Source organism: Thermoflexus sp., assembly GCF_042408365.1.
Taxonomy (GTDB): domain Bacteria; phylum Chloroflexota; class Anaerolineae; order Thermoflexales; family Thermoflexaceae; genus Thermoflexus.
Genome location: NZ_JBHOQJ010000275.1, coordinates 1 through 15,266, shown reverse-complemented (window position 1 = coordinate 15,266; position 15,266 = coordinate 1). Strand labels below are relative to the sequence as shown.

The following is a 15,266-nucleotide window of genomic DNA, read 5'->3' as shown; positions in this document are numbered from 1 at the left end:
GGAAGCACGGGGCGCAGGCGGCGACGCGCTTCCAGGATCTGGGTCAGAGAAGGGGCTAGGAGGGACGCTTCCACGGGTTCCATTCCTCAATTTAGGTTACCTGTCAGGTCTGCGCCGACCAGGCCCCACGTCGGCGTAGGCCGACGTCCGGCGCGAAGCGCCGATGGAGGCCAACTTCAATCGGCGCCAAGGGATAGCGCCCGGAGCGGGCGGTTTCATTCGAGCTGAACAGTTACTTTGTGGGGCCCTTCTGCTACCGCCTTAACTTGATACCTAGTGGGGCACCCCTTGTGGGTGCCCCTACACGGAAACAGATCAAGGCCAAGCGATGGCGCGGCGGACTCGAGCGAGGAGCTCCTCGCTTGGGCCTCGGAGGATCAACGTGCGGCTTCCTTTCCACTCCAGCCACAGGGCATCTTTCCCGATCCAGAGGGCCTGACCGGCCCCCTCACGAGTGGGTCCCCCGTTGTAGCGAGCCTCAGCGTAAGCCCGGAAGGCCTCCACGAACTCGCTCGCCTCCGCCTCGCTGTCCCAGGCCACCGCCAGGACCAGCAGGTCCTGGCCCGCCCCCTCGTGGACATACACCGCATAACGATCCCCGCCCCACCCGGCGGCCGCCTCCTCCGCCTGGGGCGCCGACAACCGCTCCTCCAGATAAAGCCTCAGGAAGAACTCGCCCAGGACATTCTCATCCACCAGTTGCCAGCCGCTCCCCAAGGTATCCGTGAGAGGCGGCAACGCCACCCGAATCGGCGCTTCGCGGCGGTTGAACTTCTCAGGATGGAGGATCTGTTCCGTGGAGGCCGGCGGATCCCGGAAGGCGGCGTTGATCGCCTCCCACCCGCCTTGCACATATAGCCGCTGGACAAAGGTGAAGCCAGCCTCGTAGGGGAAGGTCAGCTCCTCGCGGATCACCCGGGGGGCGCGGTCGAAGACCGCGCTGGGTTGGCGCTGGACCGCCTCAAACCACTCCTGCTGCTCCGCCCGCGGAAGGCTCTGCAAATAGAGCAACTGGGTGAGGGTGGCATCCCCCTCCACCAGCGCCCGGCGGGCCAGCATGGCGTCGTCGTCGACATCCTTCGGCCGCTTGCGCTCATCATCTGTGAACCCGAGGGCCACGAGATCGAAATGCTGGTCTTGGAGCAGGTGGGTGTACTCGTGGGCGAAGGTCACTCGCTCCAAAACCCCAGGCTGCTTCTGCTCGCTGATCACAAAGAACTGTTTCGTGTCCGGATCGTAGAAGCCGGCGATCTGTTCCGTGTAAAGCTCCAGGAGGAACTCTCGCAGGTTGAAATCCCGCGGCAGCAGATCGAAAGCCGCCAGGGTGAGGGTATCCTGACGGGCTTCCTCCGGGGTGTAGTCCTCCTCGAATTTCCGCTCCTGATACGCCCGCAACTCCGCCTGGGTCATCAAGGAGCGGGTGTAAGGTCCGGTCGCCTGTAACTCTCGGATCCGTTCCACCTTTCGGGCGATCCCATCGAAGACCCCGAGCTCCGGCGTTGCCGTCGCCGCCGGCGGGGTTGGAGTGGGAGTGGGAGGGAGCGGAGACCCCGATGGGGTGGATGACGGGGCCGTAACCGTGATCGGCGAGCGGGTCGGGGTTGCGGGAGCAGGTAGGTAGAGCTGCCGCGCGGCTGACCAGACCAAAACGACTGCGCCTGCGCTGCAAGTGAGCGCAGCCATCACCAGTAACACGATCCCGATTCGTCGCATGCTCACTCCTAAGAAGGGGCTGAAGGGAATTGTGGCCTTGACGGCGGGGAAGGTCAATCCCAACCCGTAACGATCTGGCTGGGCAACCTTCGGTTGGGGGCTCCCGCGAAGCGGCGGAATGACCCCACCCCCTTTCATCTCCTCTGGAGGGAACTCGCAGCGGAACGCCCATATACGTAACCGGCGTTGCGTTCGAACGGCTGAATCGTTGCCCTTACCCGCGCAATCGCTCAAGCAACGCTGCGTCGGAGCGGCGGCGGCGGGCAAAGACGTGCGGCCGCTTCCGGGCCACGCGCGGCCAGGTGAGGAGGCCCGTCAGCATCCCCCGCAGCCGGGCCCGGGCCGCCGCGCCCCGCCACGCCCGGAGTGCCTCCCATGCAATCCGGAGCTGGGCGCGCACCACCTGCGGCCAGAACCGCCGCAGCAACCCCACCGGGTAGTCCTTGGCGATCAGGTAAATGAAATTGCGCCCGTCGTAGAAGCTGGCCGTGGGCCCGCCGCCGGTGGCGCTGAGCTTGTGGTAAACCACGGCCGTCGGGACATACCAGCAGTTCCACCCGGCGATCTGCGCCCGCCAGGCCAGATCCACATCCTCGCACGAGTAGAAGAAGTCCTCATCGAAAAGCCCGATGTCATCGAACAGCTCCCGCCGGTAGGCGGCCGCCGCCCCGCAGGCGGAGAACACCTCCTCCTCCCGATCGTACTGACCCACGTCCTTCTCCCAAACCCCCCGGTTCCCCGGGATGCCATCCACCCGGTAGTAATCGCCGGCGGAGTGGAACACATCCCGGCGATCGAAGAGCATAATCCGGGAGGCCAGAAGGCCCGCGTCCGGATGCCGTTCGAACGCGGCCACCAGGGCCTCCAGCCAAGTGGGGGAGGCCTCGGTGTCGTTGTTCAGGAGGACAATGATCTCCCCGCGGGCGGCGCGGATCCCTTCGTTGACGGCCCCGGCGAAGCCCCGGTTGCGCCCCAGGGTCAGGACTCGCACTTCCGGGTAACGGGCAAGGAGCTGGAGGGAATCATCCGTGGAACCGTTATCCACCACCAGCACTTCCCGGCGGGCGTAGGTTTGCCGACGCAGGGCCTCCAAGCAGGTGGGAAGATGGGCTGCACCGTTCCAGTTGGGGATGATCACGGAGATCAGGGGTTCGCTCATCGGACCAGCCATCCCTCCTCGGCCAGGTACGCTTGAAGGGCCTCCGGCCACGGCCGCAGGGTGATCCCCAGGGCGGCCCCGCACAGGTTGCGCAGGGGCGTGAAGGGAGGGACCCGGGAGGGACGAGGGAACTCCGCCAGGGAGATCGGCTCCACCGGGATGTGCGCCCGGCCGGTCCGACGGAGGATCTCCACCGCGTATTCGTAACGGGAGCACATCCCTTCGTTGGTGAAATGGTAGATCCCATAGGCTTCCGTATCGATCAGGCGGGCGATGGCCGCGGCCACATCCCGCGTGTAGCTGGGCGAGCCCACCTCATCGTGGACCACCCGAAGGGCTCCCTGCTCGTCCGCCCGCTGGAGGATCTTACGGATGAAATGATTGCCCCCGGGGCCGAACACCCAGGCGGTCCGGACGATGTAGAAGCGGCGGAGCAGATGGGAAACGAACCACTCGCCGGCCCATTTGCTGCGGCCGTAGGGGTTGATGGGGTTGGGAGGGTCGAATTCCAGGTAGGGCTCCGCCTTGGTCCCGTCGAACACCTCGTTGGTGCTGATGTAGACCATGGCCGCCCCGGCGGCCGCGCACGCCATCGCCACCGTCTGGGTGCCCAGGGCGTTCACCTGGAAGGCCCGCTCGGGATCCCGGGCGCAGCCGTCCACATCGGTCATCGCCGCGGCGTGGATGACCACGTCCGGCCGATGGCGGAGGATCGCCCGGAAGACCGCCGCCCGATCCGTGATGTCCAGATCAGCATGGGTGAGCGGGATCAGGGTGTAAAGCGCCAGGGCCTCCTGCAAGGCCCGCCCCAGTTGCCCCCCTGCCCCGGTGATCAAGATGCGCATACACTTCCTCTGAGAAGCGGGGTCTGCCTTTGAAATTATAAGTGGATTTTCCGGGCGAGGTGGGCGGCGTCAGTGATCCTTCCACGGCGGCAGAATACTCTTAGGGGCAGAGCCATACGCCGAATGCATCCGCCCCCAAACCGTTTTGCGACGAAGCAGTGGGAAGCCATTTTGAGGAGGACCAGACTGCTTTCAAGGGGGATCCGCGTGGAAAAAGGAGAGGTGATTTTGCTCTTCGATGGGCGTTGCGGATTCTGCACCCGCGCCATCCGGTGGCTGAAGCGCTGGGATCGGTGGGATCGGATTCGACCGGTGCCGTTTCAGCGGCCAGGCGCCCCGGAGCACTACGGCTTGACCCGGGAGGCATGCGAGCAGGCGGTGTGGGCGATCACGCCGAACGGCGCGCGACATCGAGGGGCGTCCGCCATCCTGGTCGCCGTCGGCGCGGCGTTGGGTTGCCCGTGGCTTCAAACCCTTTACCGGCTTCCGGTGTTCCGTCCGATCGCTGACGCTCTCTACGAATGGGTAGCAGCCCACCGAGGGCGATTGCCGGGGGTCCGCCCTTATTGTGAGGAGCACCCGGAGGAATGCACGTAAGGCCGGGGCCCCTCACACTCCGGGAGCTTTTTGGAGACCGGCCGTGGGGCATCGTCTGCTTCGACCTTCGCTTCTTCGCATGAGGAGCCAGAGGGATCCGACGGGGCATGCGCTTACGCCGAGGCGCACCGTTCCGCAAAACCCTCTGGCCAAAAGTTGAATCGTGTTTCGTCCACCGTTATTTTGGGGTTGGGGGCCTCCTTCGGCGGCCCCCAACCCCAAAGGGTCACGCACTATTCTCTAAAGCAACCACCAAAAGTTGACAGAAGCCCGTTTTCGAGATAAATTTCACAAGGCCTGCCTGGCCGGGGAGCGGCAGGCCCATGGCTCACCTCCTGGCGCCGTGGGGCAGGGGGTTCCCCGTGCCCCACGCGTCATGTTCAGGGAGAGCAGATCAAAGGTAGCCCACGCCTCAGGGCCTCATCCACGTCGTTGGATCACTGCTTCCTGGAGCTGCCTCAGGGCGGCCGGGATCTCTGCGGGGATGCGGTGGGCAGGGCGGACGGCGCGCATCGCGCTGGGGATATCCTTCAGGCCATTGCCGGTCACAACGACCACTACGGTTTCCTCCGGACCGATCCGGCCTTCCCGAGCTGCCTTCTCCAGGCCCGCGAAGGCCGCGGCCGCCGCGGGCTCGGCGAACACCCCCACCTCCCGGGCCAGGGTCCGCATCGCTGCCAGGATCTCTTCGTCCGTGACCGTGAGGAACGCCCCGCCGGTCTCCCGCACGGCTTGCAAGGCGAACCGGGCGTCCCGCGGCCGGGCCACCGCGATGCTGTCGGCGATCGTGCGGGGCGGCTCGGGGCGGACCTCCTCCGCACCCTGTACCCAGGCCCGGGCCAGGGCCGCCGCCCCTTCCGCCTGGACCCCCATCAGGATCGGGGGGCGTTCGATCCAGCCCAGCGCCGCCAGATCCCGAAAGCCTTTCCAAAGCCCGCTCAGGATGTTCCCATCGCCGACCGAGACGAACAGGCGGTCCGGGGCCCGCCCGCCCAGCTGCTCCCAGATCTCGTAGGCCGCGGTCTTCTTGCCCTCCCGGGTGAACGGATTATAGGCCGTGTTGCGGCAATACCATCCGAACGCTTCGGCCGCCGCCAGGGTCAGATCGAAGGCTTCATCATAGGTCCCCTCCACCAGGAAGACCTGGGCGCCGAAGATCAGGAGCTGGACGATTTTGGCCTCTGGGGCGGTATGGGGAACGAAGATGATCGTGGGAAGATCCAGCGCCGCCGCCATGCCGGCCAGTGCCGCTGCCGCGTTCCCAGAGGAGGCGGTGGTGATCGCCGGGGCGCCCTCCTCGATGGCTCTCAAGACCACCACGGCGCTGGCCCGATCTTTGAAGGAGGCGGTGGGATTGCGTCCATCGTCTTTGATGTAGACCGCCCGCAATCCCAATCGCTGGGCCGTCCGCCCCGCGGAATACATCGGGGTCCACCCGACCGCCTCCAGAGGGCCCGCTCCTGCCACCCGTTGCAGGGCTTGCGGGCCCAGCGGCAGCAGGGGAGCGTAACGCCAGATGGAGCGGGCGGGATGCTCCCGCAGCTGGGTCGGGCTCAGGGAGGCCCGTATCCGCTCGTAGTCATACAGCACGTCCAGCGTTCCCTCCGCGCCATCGCGGGGGCATACATACCGGACTTCATCCAGATCATAGGTGGCGCCACAACGTCCACAGCGGAAGCCTATGGCAAACATTTTCACCTCCAAGGCGTGGTGCTTCTTCCATAGTTGTTTTGAGGACATCGGATGATGCAAGCCGAAGGCGCCCAGCTCCGCCCCCAAACCCCTACGGGGAAATCAACGGATCCCGAGGGATCCACACCAGCACCACAGATGATTATTCAGAAAGGACTGCTTGTGTTATACTGATGCCCGTGTCTTTCAACGCGACCGACCCGGATATCGTTTCCGAGCAAGGCTCTTTGGGCTCCATCGCCCGGTCGGAACCCCACCTCCACCTTTCGCGTTTTCAATCCCAGCTTGAAGGAGCGTTTCCATGCGCATGATTTTCCCACTGATCGCTGGATTGGTCCTCCTAGGACTTGCGGCGTGCGCCCGTCCCGCGCCGCCTCCCTCCCCTACGGCCTCACCGTCGCCCAGCCCGTCGCCGGCGCCGACCCCCTCCGCTACGCCGTCCGCTACGCCGGATCTCGAGCGGGTCCTTTTCCCGCAGCCGGAGGACTGGAGCAAGGGCGCCGCGGAGGCGCGGGTCACCATCATCGAGTGGGGCGATTTCCAGTGACCCTATTGCGGGCAGCTCGCGCCGCTGCTCCGGCGTCTGGTAGACGCCTACCCAAACGAAGTTCGTGTGGTGTATCGGCACTTCCCACTGCGCACCATCCACGATAAGGCCATGATCACCGCAGAGGCCAGCGAGGCCGCCGGCGCCCAGGGGAGGTTCTGGGAGATGCACGATTGGCTCTTCGAGCACCAGACGGAGTGGATCAACAGCTCGAACATCACAGAGACCCTGACCCTGGCCGCTCAATCCATAGGGCTGGATGTGGGGCGGTTCCGCCGGGATCTGGAGGAGGGCCGTTATCGGGCGAAGGTGGAAGCAGCGTACGCGGAGGCGGTCGCCCTGGGCCTGCCCGGCACGCCCTTCTTGCTGGTGAACGGCCGGCCCTGGCCGCAGACTTTAAACTACTTGGAATACGCCCACCTGGAGGCGATGGTGAAGCTGGTGCGACTCCAGGACCGGCAGTTTGAGGCTCCACCGTCGATGACCATCGATCCAAGCCGTCGCTATCGGGCTCTGCTGAAGACAGAGAAGGGCGACATCGTGATCGAATTGTTCGCCGACCGCGCCCCGGTCACGGTCAACAACTTCGTGTTCCTGGCCCGTCAGGGATGGTATAACGACATCACCTTCCACTACGTGATCACCGATGTGGTGGCCATCACCGGAGATCCCAGCGGCACCGGGTTCGGGGGGCCGGGCTACACCATCCCGGACGAGATCACGGAGACGCTGACGTTCGATGCGCCCGGCATGGTCGGTATGCTGAGCGCGGGCCCGAACACCAACGGAAGCCAGTTCTTCATCACGATGGCGCCCCTTCCCCAGTTGAACGGCCGTTACACGCTCTTCGGGCGTGTGGTGGAGGGGATGGAGGTGGTCCGCGCGCTGCGCCCGCGGGATCCGGAGGCGGAGCCTGGCGCCCCGCCTGGGGATCGGCTCCTGGAGGTGCTCATCGAAGAGAAGTAGGGCATCCGGGGGATGGGCCCTCGGATCCTCCTGAGAACGCAGCGCCTATGGAACCCACGCCGGAGACCACGATCGACATCTCCACAACGACGGAGGAAAGCGCTGAAGGCACGGAGCACGCCGGCCTCCTGTGGATGGGGGCCGGCGCGTTCGCCGGAGGGGTGCTGGCCAGCCTGTGGCTCGGCCTGGTCGCCCTCGCGTGGAAGTTCCGGCTTCCAGCCCCTCCCCCCGGATTGCTGGCCCTCGGCCTGCTGGTCGGAGGCGGCCTCTTCCAGGAGGGGCTGCGGATCGCGCGTGGGGAGCCCGATGTCCCCCTCCCAGGCGCGGAGGGCCGAGCGCTGCGTCAGATGCTGCTCTTCCTTCTGATCCTCGTGGGTTGTGGCGCCGTCGCCGAGGCCCTGGCCCCCAGATTGCCCCTCTTGATCCTGCCGTTCCACATCGGCGTGGCGGCGCTGGGGCCGCTCTGGTGGTTTAACCTTCTACGTTGGCGCCTGCATGCGCCGTGGACCCGCCGCGCCGGATGGTGGGGCCTGGGCTTGGGCAGCCTCCTGGTCCCCGCGCTGGCCCTGTTCCTGGAGGGAATTGCCATTGCGCTGCTGGCCTTCGGGTTTCTGATCATACGGGTGATGGTGGAGGGGCCAGGCTTCCTGGATCAGTGGCTCTCCTGGGTCCTCTCGCCTGAAAGGCTCCATGAGTTCCAGGAGCGCTTGATGGCGGACCCATGGATCTGGATCGGGATCCTGATCGGAGCGGTGATCCTAGTTCCCTTGATCGAGGAAATCCTGAAACCTCTGCCGGCTGTTCTCCGGATCCGCGATCCCCAGGCTCCTCGGACCCAGGCGATCTTATATGGGGCGCTGGGCGGGGCCGGCTTCGCCCTGGCGGAGAACCTGCTGAGCTGGCAGCTGGGCATGCCGTGGGCGTTCGTGGCGGCAGGCCGCCTGGGGGCCACGGCGCTCCATGTGTTCAACGGAGGGCTGATGGGATGGGCCTGGAGTGGCCTGCGTCGGGGGCGTTTTCTGGAGAGCGCCGGAGCGTATTTCCTCGCCTGGCTGCTCCATGGCCTCTGGAACGCAGGGGCGATCGTGCTCAGCGGCGCCCTCCTCGCCCCGCTGTCCGAGGAAGCCCGCGCCTTGGTCCTCCCTCCGGCGCTGATCGGCATGGGGATCACCATGTTAATAGTGCTGGGTGGATTATGGCAAGCATGGTCGATGCTGGAGGATGAGCGATGAACGTGCTGCGAGTCTGGCGGGATTGGCGGACGCGATCGGCCCGGTTCCGGGCCTCCCTGCTCTCGCCGGGGGAGATCCAGGATCCTCACCTCCGCCGGAATTTCACTGTAGGGGTGGTGAACGGCGCCCTCTTCATCTTCGCCGAGACCATTCTCGATCCCAATCTGGTGCTGGTCTGGTTCCTTTCCCGCCTGGGGGCTCCCAACTTCCTGCTGGCGCTGGTCTCCCCGATGCGGGATGGATTATGGTTCCTGCCGCAGCTGCCGGTCTCCCAGCGGATGCGTCATCGGGTCTACTACCTGGGCCTCTACCGTCAGATGGCCTTAATCCGAGCGGCGGGCGCTTTCGCCATGGCCTTGGGGATCTGGCTGGCCGCCCCGCACCCCACTGGCATGCTCCTCGCTTTCTTTGTGCCCTATTTCATCATCTCGCTGGCTTCCGGGATCTCCGGCCTGCCGTTCATGGAGATCGTAGGGAAGACCATCCCGCCCCGGCAACGCGGGGTTTTCTTCGCCGCCCGGCTCTTCTTCGGCGGGCTCCTGGGCCTGGCCGCCAGCGGGATGGTCCGCCTGCTGCTGGAAGAGCAGATGGGCTTGGCTTTCCCCCACAACGTCGTGGTGCTGTTTCTGATTTTCGCTGTCTTCACCTCCATCGGGATGGCGGTCTTCGCGATGGTGGTCGAGCCTCCCAGCCCGGCGCCGGATGGGTATACAGCTCAGACGCCGTGGCGAAAGGCGGTCCAGGCCCTGTGGCGGCGTTCTTCCTACCGCCTCTTCTTAGGGGCCCGGGTCGCTCTGATGTGGGCCGCCATTGCGACGCCCTTCTTCACCGCCTATGCGGTGCGGGAGCTCCAAGTGCCGGACGCGATGATCGGGCTGTATCTGGGTTTCAATGTGGGGGCCTCGTTACTCTCGAATCTATTGTGGAGCTGGATCAGCGTTCGCCAGGGGCATCTGGCCGTGCTGGAAGGGGCCACGCTCTGCGGCCTGCTCGGCGCGCTGTGGGCGCTGATGGTGAGGCCCCTCAGCGGCCCCTGGCCCGATGCGTCGCAGTGGCTGATGCTCCTGGTGTTCATCCTGAGCGGGGCTTACGCTTCGGGGGCGGCCATCGGGGGGATGTCGCTGCTCTTAGAGATTGCCCCCGGCCACGATCGGCCTCTCACCATCGGCCTCACGAACACACTCCTAGGGATCGCCTTGCTCTCCACATCCATAGGGGGGCTGATCGCGGATCTTGTAGGTTACCGAGGTCTGTTCGCCCTCTCCTTCGGGTTCTACACGCTGGCTCTGGTGTTGTTGTGGGGCCTGAAACGAACGCTGAAATCCTCCTCCGCGTAAACCCCTTGGGGTAGGCTTTGCGCCTGCCCCTACGACCGATGTTCGCATCTTCGTGTAGGGGCACCCACAAGGGGTACCCCCGCAGAGGGTTATTCTTGCCCTTGGATCCTCCATACCTGCACGATCCCGCTTCGGAAGCCCAGGGCCAGCAGCGGGGAGCTTGGATGGGGATCCTCTGGGCCTCCAGAGGAGAACGCAAGGCTGTAAAGGGCATCCTTTTCCCTCGTCCATCGGAGCCGCTCCACCCCCTCCGGGATCTCCCACAGGACCAGCTGGCCCTCCGCGTCCCCGGCGGCCAGAAGCCGGCCGTTGGGGGAGAATTCCAGAGCCCGAACGGGCTTCGTTCCTACCACCAGAACCCGAAGCTCATAACCGGCCGCCGCATCCCAAAGCCGGACCGTCCCATCCTCCAACGCTGCGGCGAGCCAGCGCCCATCGGGCGAGAAGGCCACCCGGTAGATCCGCGCCGTATAATTGGTCAAAACCAAACTGCGCCCTCCCCCCGCTGTTTCCCACCAGAGCCGCAGCATCCCATCGTTGCCACCAGAAACCAGGATCTGCCCATCCGGGGAGAAGGCCACATCCCATACCTCTGCCGTATGGCCCTCCAGCCGTATCCGCTCCATCCCATGTTCGACATCCCATATCCGCACCGTCCGATCCCACGAGGCGGAAGCCAAGAGCCGGCGATCCGGCGAGAACGCCATCCCCCGCACGGGTCCCTCATGCCCGATCAGGGTTCGATCCAAGATCCATCCGCCTCCAGGCGCATGCTGGTATAGCCGGATGTGGCCACCGGCCAGCCCAACCGCAAGCCATCGATCATCCGCTGAGAAAGCGAGACTCAGCCCGTCAGCGATCCGGAGAGGGATCCGCCACCGAGGGCGCCCGGTCCGCAGATCGTACAGCCACACCACAGAGCCCTCAGGCACTCCCAGGATCCTCCCGTCTGGTGAGAAAGCGAGATCCCAGACAGGGATCAACCGTGGGAGAAAGCGGTACCGCTCGAGGCCCGTCGCCACCTCCCAGATCTGCACGATCGGCGCGATGGAGACTTGGTCTGTTTCCGCCTCTCCGTGAAAGGCCAGCCATTGGCCATCTGGCGAAAAGATCAGCTCCAGGGGCCAGCGCGCTTCGATAGCCCCTGAGGGAAGCGGGTGCTCCTCCCCGGTCCTCAGATCCAGCAGGGAGAGCGTGGACGGGGTTCCTTTCGCCCAGGCCAAAATGGAGCCATCCGGGGAGAACGCTGCCGGCCCACCCGCCGCGGACCAGCGGACCTCGCCGGTCGCTCGGGCGACGATGTCTACGGATCCGCCATGCTGCACAGCCAGCCAACGCTGATCTGGGGAGAGACGCACAGAGCGGATCAGGGTCCCTGGGTGTTGCCACAAGATCGTTTCCGCGCCGCTGGAGAGCTCCCTTTCTAAAACGGTTCCATCCGCACGGCCGACGATCACCCGATGGCCATCCGGGGTCCAGATCGGTGGGACCACGCTGGCGATCCTGGACCGCACCTGGCCGCTGGCCACATCCACCAACAGCAGATCCTCCTCGGGGGAACACCGGATGCGGAGGGGATCGAGCCACTCCGGGCTGGCGCAGGCCGCCAGCAATGTGCCATCGGGGGAGAAACGGAGAGGAACACGGCCGGGGAGCTCCCGGATCACCCATCCCGTCATCGGATCCAACAACCAAATGGGGCCATCTTCATGGCCTGCGGCCAGGAGGCGGGCGCTAGGGGCCACAGCCAGGCCGAGGCCAGGCATATCGCTCCGGGACCAGCGTTCCCGGCGGGATGGGATCTCCCAGGCCTTCAGGGTTCCATCCTCCAGCCGGCCGATCAAAGTCTCCCCATCGGCCGTGAAGATCATCTCTTGCAACCGCCCCTCCACAGCGAAGAAGGCCAGCAGCCGGAGAGAGGGGAAGTGGTAGACGTAAAGGCGATTGGAGGAAGCGAGCGCAAGCCAGGGGCGGCGAGGGGACCAAACCACATGAAGAGGATGGTCTTGAAAGCCCCATTGGAAGAGGAGGATCGGCTGAATGAAGGATTCTGTCGGGATGGGAGTTCGAGTGTGGAGAGATGGCGGGCTTTCCACATAGGGAAGCAATGGAGTGGTCTCGACGGGCGGGCTCATCGGCGCCCGCTGACAGAAGGCTAACTCCAGGATCAGGGCCATCACTACAGGGACCTGTTGCCTGCGGCCATCTAAGAACATCATGAGCACCTTTCCATCTTCGACCCATCCTGATTCTATGAAGCATTAGAGTTGTTGCATAACAGCTTTAAGGCATACGTAACACTGGCGCATAGTGCCTCGGTTAGTGTGTCTGGGCCACTTGGTAGCTTCTCATCTACACTTCCGCAAATCCTCGCAGTCGATACCCTTCTAATCGCTCGTTTAAGTTGCTCAACACCCGACACAACAGCTTTTCCATCGCCTCCTCCTCACAGAACATCTCCACCCCCTTCGTCCGCCGCTTCACCTCCTTGGCCACGCGTTCCAGCGGGTTGGTGGTGTAGATGTATCTCTTTATGGGCTTAGGAGGGCGCAGGAACGCCAGGAGCACATCGGCCTTGGTCTCCCAATAAGCGACAACCTGGGGATAGATGATTCCCCAACGCGCTCATAGTTTCCGGAGCGCCCCTTTCGCCTCCTCTTCCGTTTCTGCCCCGGACACGGCCTTCAGGTCCTGGGCCAAGGCCTCCCGGTCCCTCCTTCTCACCTTGTGGAGGGCATGGCGTATGGTATGAAGCCCACCAAGCGGCCCCTCGGCTTCAGAAAGGATCTTTCGGATCGCCCCCTCCATGCCCGGAGGGTCATCGGTGATGAAGATCTTCACCCTTCTCACACCCCGTCACCAGAGGTCCTGGAGAACCTCCTTTCCGTTCCTGGCGCTCTCCTCCTCCGCCCCGAATCACTAAAAGCCCAGGATCTCCCGGCGCCCATCTGGCTTGATCCCCAGGGCGATGTACCCTGGCTCCTGGGCGCTTTTCCCTCGACGGATGGAAGAAGGAACGTTCCATCCAGGAACAGTGCGGAGTCCTCCTGGTCCGAGTAGCGCTCCCGCTAAGCGCGCACCGCTTCCTCCACCACCTGGGTGAGGCGGGAGATGCTCTGGGGCGAATAGAACGCGCCGTAGATCCCTTCAAGAAACCGAGAGATGGCAGAGATGGCACGGGTGCTCCCTCCTGCGGCGTAGAGGGCGAGGATGGCTTTGGAGAGTTCTAGAGTAGTCCATTGTCGGTAGGGGAGGATCTTGGGGTGGAAATCCCCTTTCCACACGCAGGGGACCCGCAAGTCCTCTATCGGGCCAACGAGGGGGAGGAGGTCCCGAGTGGGGTAGCCGTTGGCCTGCGTGGGATGCGCTTCGAGGTCCATCGCCCGCTCCTCCTGCATGAAGGCCTCTAGGAGATCCTTCATCATAACCTTGATCCGCTCCTCCACCTTTTTAAGCTCTCTTCGCGAGTTTTGTTCGGCATGGTGGCCTTCCCTCCTTCTGTTTTGGGTTTTTTCTGGGAAGGCGACCATGTTGCCCCATGGACACAATTGCCGGGACACTACCGCTGAAGCTCAAGGTGCCAAGGTGCGCTACACCGAGGAGCAATTTGATTCTGGCTCAGGAGGGGGATGATCTGGAATTGGATGCGATGTAAAGCCTTGTAAGGAGCAAAAAGTAATCGATTTGGCTTTGGAGTGCATTATGTGGGAAGCATTATCTTCCGGTTGCCGAAGTTGTCGAAGTTACAGCGATTTTTGATCCGCCTATCTTAAAGCCCATGGTTTGCTCATTTTTGACCGAGTTTCCGGAATTGCTTCCCAAAAGTGGGGGTAGACAGGTCATCATACCCTACTAATAGCGATCTGGCCATTAGCCCCATGACTCTTCTGCCGGCGCTATTTAGGGGCCTGCCCATATATGGTGATTAACGGCTCCCAAACCAACACATATGGGGGCTATAAATCCGCGAAACCACCTGAAAAATGAGCGAACGATGGGTTAAAGTTTTCCGCCTGGAAAGTCATTAAGTGGTTTCCAAGTCATCGGGGCAGTTGGCTCATATTGAGCGATGGCATAAGACGGTGCGCCAGCGACTGGCACGTTATGTTCGCAAGACGCTTTCGTTCTCTAAGACGCTAGAGATGCATGAGCTGATGATAAGGTGGTTCATTAGCGTCCTGAGCCCGCTGGGCTTCCTCCCCCAAGCGGTTCCGAACACTGGCCAATGCCTTTCTCAGGGTCATGGCATCCTCCTTTAATCTTGACTTTGCTTTACCTCGCCATGACCCGTTATTTCAACAACTATATGGACCTACTTAGCTAATATGTTTTCGGAAGGTGACGACAAAATACTCCACCAGCTCACTTTTTCGACCAAGAAAGGCACCAAGGCAACCCGGCCGAACAACAACACCAACGGTGTCCACGCGGTAAAATTCCTATCCGTCCTTCGCCATTTGGTTGACGAGATTCTCCAAATATGCTGCTGCTTCTTGACCCTTCTCCACCCCATATACCATTATTGTTGGCGGAATTCGCACCATCTTATACTCGTAAGCCATTGTTTGCCTCCTTTTATTTGTTTTTAAATCCATTTTTAATTCTTGTTCTTTTTCCAAGAATCTGAGCGCCCATATGTATGGAATAGACTACATCATCCTATGGGGCTCAAAAAGCATGAACATGCCCACGTACCTCTCTGCCAATGCAAGATGTGATTATGTGGCGACTCCGCTAACCCAAAGGATTAGGCTATGCGTCACGAATTTCTACCTTTTCCACACGAGAACCCTTCGTTCTCTCAGCGTAATTCTCAACAATCGCAATGGCGTCTTTGGAGGTCTTGGCACTACCGATACAACTTCTGCCGACGTAAATGCTTCCATCACTCTCATCATACCACTTAGCTTCTACATAACCTCCATTTGCCGTGGACACACTGATCTTTTTTGCCATCGCTGACTACCTCCTTACCTTCAGTGATAACACAACGACCCACCCGTCCAGTCTTAGTCAGTGGCGAGAGCAAAGTCCAAAGTACCTTTTATCCAACCATCATATTTTAGACTTGTTGCATAATTCGGCGGAGGGTTCTCTCTTTCTGGCTCTTCGGGGCGTGGAGAGGAAGAACATAAGGGTTTTGGGGGCTGGGAAGGCCGCCTTCGGCGGCCTTCCCAG

At 62.9% G+C, this 15,266-nt stretch carries 12 protein-coding genes and 3 pseudogenes; 7 read left to right on the top strand and 8 right to left on the bottom strand.

Annotated elements, in window-relative coordinates; translation table 11 throughout:
* Positions 1-315 precede the first annotated feature (315 nt).
* From ACFMO5_RS12610 to rfbD, 3 genes are all read right to left on the bottom strand, one after another.
* Positions 316-1,713: a hypothetical protein gene (locus ACFMO5_RS12610; protein ID WP_376793103.1), complete on the bottom strand. Its 1,398-nt coding sequence runs from the start codon at positions 1,711-1,713 to the stop codon at positions 316-318.
* A 214-nt stretch (positions 1,714-1,927) separates the two neighbouring features.
* Positions 1,928-2,872 (bottom strand): glycosyltransferase family 2 protein, encoded by a 945-nt coding sequence (locus ACFMO5_RS12605; protein WP_376793102.1) that lies wholly within the window; start codon positions 2,870-2,872, stop codon positions 1,928-1,930.
* Positions 2,869-3,717, bottom strand: a complete 849-nt coding sequence (gene rfbD, locus ACFMO5_RS12600; protein ID WP_376793101.1) for a dTDP-4-dehydrorhamnose reductase — start codon at positions 3,715-3,717, stop codon at positions 2,869-2,871. The genes ACFMO5_RS12605 and rfbD overlap by 4 nt, the downstream gene beginning before the upstream one ends.
* 207 nt (positions 3,718-3,924) lie before the next feature.
* Between rfbD and ACFMO5_RS12595 the strand changes: the two genes are divergently transcribed.
* On the top strand, positions 3,925-4,314 hold the full coding sequence (locus ACFMO5_RS12595) for a thiol-disulfide oxidoreductase DCC family protein (RefSeq protein ID WP_376793100.1): 390 nt from the start codon (positions 3,925-3,927) through the stop codon (positions 4,312-4,314).
* A gap of 420 nt (positions 4,315-4,734) precedes the next feature.
* Here ACFMO5_RS12595 and thrC read toward each other — a convergent pair whose 3' ends face one another.
* On the bottom strand, positions 4,735-6,006 hold the full coding sequence (thrC, locus tag ACFMO5_RS12590) for a threonine synthase (RefSeq protein ID WP_376793099.1): 1,272 nt from the start codon (positions 6,004-6,006) through the stop codon (positions 4,735-4,737).
* A gap of 301 nt (positions 6,007-6,307) precedes the next feature.
* Here thrC and ACFMO5_RS12585 point away from each other — a divergent pair, with 301 nt between their 5' ends.
* From ACFMO5_RS12585 to ACFMO5_RS12565, 5 genes and pseudogenes are all read left to right on the top strand, one after another.
* Positions 6,308-6,553 carry a hypothetical protein gene (locus ACFMO5_RS12585; RefSeq protein WP_376793098.1) on the top strand — a complete coding sequence of 82 codons (246 nt, stop codon included), beginning with the start codon at positions 6,308-6,310 and terminating at the stop codon, positions 6,551-6,553.
* Positions 6,554-6,565: 12 nt separating this feature from the next.
* Positions 6,566-6,931 (top strand): annotated as a pseudogene (locus ACFMO5_RS12580) (DsbA family protein); the annotation flags it as partial.
* A 51-nt stretch (positions 6,932-6,982) separates the two neighbouring features.
* Positions 6,983-7,519 (top strand): peptidylprolyl isomerase, encoded by a 537-nt coding sequence (locus ACFMO5_RS12575; protein WP_376793104.1) that lies wholly within the window; start codon positions 6,983-6,985, stop codon positions 7,517-7,519.
* Between the two features lie 47 nt (positions 7,520-7,566).
* A complete protein-coding gene (locus ACFMO5_RS12570; protein WP_376793097.1) occupies positions 7,567-8,751 on the top strand; it encodes a PrsW family glutamic-type intramembrane protease in 1,185 nt (394 codons plus the stop codon).
* Positions 8,748-10,088 (top strand): MFS transporter, encoded by a 1,341-nt coding sequence (locus ACFMO5_RS12565; protein ID WP_376793096.1) that lies wholly within the window; start codon positions 8,748-8,750, stop codon positions 10,086-10,088. Before ACFMO5_RS12570 ends, ACFMO5_RS12565 begins: the two co-directional genes overlap by 4 nt.
* A gap of 89 nt (positions 10,089-10,177) precedes the next feature.
* Here ACFMO5_RS12565 and ACFMO5_RS12560 read toward each other — a convergent pair whose 3' ends face one another.
* From ACFMO5_RS12560 to ACFMO5_RS12550, 3 genes and pseudogenes are all read right to left on the bottom strand, one after another.
* Positions 10,178-12,307, bottom strand: a complete 2,130-nt coding sequence (locus ACFMO5_RS12560) for a WD40 repeat domain-containing protein (RefSeq protein WP_376793095.1) — start codon at positions 12,305-12,307, stop codon at positions 10,178-10,180.
* Between the two features lie 133 nt (positions 12,308-12,440).
* Positions 12,441-12,938, bottom strand: a pseudogene (locus tag ACFMO5_RS12555) (transposase).
* 218 nt (positions 12,939-13,156) lie between these two features.
* Positions 13,157-13,618: a transposase gene (locus ACFMO5_RS12550; protein WP_376793094.1), complete on the bottom strand. Its 462-nt coding sequence runs from the start codon at positions 13,616-13,618 to the stop codon at positions 13,157-13,159.
* 516 nt (positions 13,619-14,134) lie between these two features.
* Here ACFMO5_RS12550 and ACFMO5_RS12545 point away from each other — a divergent pair.
* Positions 14,135-14,239 (top strand): annotated as a pseudogene (locus ACFMO5_RS12545) (IS1 family transposase); the annotation flags it as partial.
* Between the two features lie 601 nt (positions 14,240-14,840).
* On the opposite strand, the gene ACFMO5_RS12540 reads toward ACFMO5_RS12545, so the two are convergent.
* The gene (locus ACFMO5_RS12540) at positions 14,841-15,044 is read right to left on the bottom strand and encodes a hypothetical protein (RefSeq protein ID WP_376793093.1); all 204 of its coding nucleotides are present in this window, start codon (positions 15,042-15,044) and stop codon (positions 14,841-14,843) included.
* Between the last annotated feature and the right edge of the window lie 222 nt (positions 15,045-15,266).

Excerpts from the sequence above, each read along its gene's own strand:
- ACFMO5_RS12610 (WP_376793103.1), bottom strand. The coding sequence starts at position 1,713 with ATGCGACGAATCGGGATCGTGTTACTGGTGATGGCTGCGCTCACTTGC.
- ACFMO5_RS12605 (WP_376793102.1), bottom strand. The coding sequence starts at position 2,872 with ATGAGCGAACCCCTGATCTCCGTGATCATCCCCAACTGGAACGGTGCA.
- rfbD (WP_376793101.1), bottom strand. The coding sequence starts at position 3,717 with ATGCGCATCTTGATCACCGGGGCAGGGGGGCAACTGGGGCGGGCCTTG.
- thrC (WP_376793099.1), bottom strand. The coding sequence starts at position 6,006 with ATGTTTGCCATAGGCTTCCGCTGTGGACGTTGTGGCGCCACCTATGAT.
- ACFMO5_RS12585 (WP_376793098.1), top strand. The coding sequence starts at position 6,308 with ATGCGCATGATTTTCCCACTGATCGCTGGATTGGTCCTCCTAGGACTT.
- ACFMO5_RS12575 (WP_376793104.1), top strand. The coding sequence starts at position 6,983 with ATGGTGAAGCTGGTGCGACTCCAGGACCGGCAGTTTGAGGCTCCACCG.
- ACFMO5_RS12570 (WP_376793097.1), top strand. The coding sequence starts at position 7,567 with ATGGAACCCACGCCGGAGACCACGATCGACATCTCCACAACGACGGAG.
- ACFMO5_RS12565 (WP_376793096.1), top strand. The coding sequence starts at position 8,748 with ATGAACGTGCTGCGAGTCTGGCGGGATTGGCGGACGCGATCGGCCCGG.
- ACFMO5_RS12560 (WP_376793095.1), bottom strand. The coding sequence starts at position 12,307 with ATGATGTTCTTAGATGGCCGCAGGCAACAGGTCCCTGTAGTGATGGCC.
- ACFMO5_RS12550 (WP_376793094.1), bottom strand. The coding sequence starts at position 13,618 with ATGGTCGCCTTCCCAGAAAAAACCCAAAACAGAAGGAGGGAAGGCCAC.
- ACFMO5_RS12540 (WP_376793093.1), bottom strand. The coding sequence starts at position 15,044 with ATGGCAAAAAAGATCAGTGTGTCCACGGCAAATGGAGGTTATGTAGAA.